Genomic DNA, 918 nt, shown 5'->3' with positions numbered 1-918 from the left:
CGTTCTTTTCTTGCCGCGGCAGGGTGGCGCGCAGGAACTCGGCGTAGTCGCCGGGCGCCGGAGGGTTGGGGAGGGCATCGAGGGGCGCGGGCGCCGAAGCGGCGCCCTTGCGCGTCTGCAGGCGCGTCGATGCGCCTCGTTTCAGTGGATTCATGCGGCCATTGCAAAGCCCGGTGCCATCAGCCCTTGCGGGCCCTTCGTCACGGGCTGGAAACTCTCTGCGCTGGCCAGCGGCCAGTAGGTTCGAAAAACATTGTGCTGCGCGTCGAGCGCGCCGAGCAGGGCGCCCGGCTGCACCTGCATCACCAGGTTGCTCAACAGGCGCACTTCGGTGTCGGAGATGCGGCGCACGATGTGGTGCGCGGTGATCTGCTGCGGATGGTCGAGGCCGGCGGCCTGCACCAGCTCCTGCAGCGCATGCAGCGTGCTGCGGTGGAAGTTGCGCACGCGGTCGGCCTTGGTCGGCACCACCAGCGCCTGCTGGCGCAGCGGGTCTTGCGTGGTCACGCCCGTGGGGCAGTGGCCGGTGTGGCAGCTCTGCGCCTGGATGCAGCCCAGCGCCATCATGAAGCCGCGCGCCGCGTTGCACCAGTCGGCGCCCAGCGCCATCATGCGGGCCACGTCGAAGGCGGTGATCACCTTGGCGGCGCAGCCGATCTTGATGCGGTGCCGCAAATTGACACCGATGAGCGTGTTGTGCACCAGCAGCAGGCCTTCCTGCAGCGGCGCGCCCACGTGGTCGCTGAACTCGACCGGGGCCGCGCCCGTGCCGCCCTCGGCGCCATCGACCACGATGAAATCGGGCGTGATGCCGGTGGCCTGCATCGCCTTGACGATGCCGAACCATTCCCATGGATGGCCCAGGCAGAACTTGAAGCCGGTCGGCTTGCCGCCCGACAGCTCGCGCAGCTTCGCGAC

The 918-nt window shown here is 69.0% G+C and carries 1 protein-coding gene; it reads right to left on the bottom strand.

Annotated elements, in window-relative coordinates; all coding sequences use genetic code 11:
• Positions 1 to 150: 150 nt before the first annotated feature.
• Positions 151 to 918, bottom strand: a 768-nt coding sequence (locus DBV14_RS26125; RefSeq protein ID WP_148092453.1) for an FMN-binding glutamate synthase family protein, incomplete at its 5' end; no start/stop codon positions are given.

Source organism: Variovorax sp. KBW07, assembly GCF_003852515.1.
In the GTDB taxonomy this organism is placed as follows: domain Bacteria; phylum Pseudomonadota; class Gammaproteobacteria; order Burkholderiales; family Burkholderiaceae_C; genus Variovorax.
The sequence above is the reverse complement of the archived record's forward strand: the minus strand, read 5'-3'. Positions and strand labels throughout refer to the sequence as shown.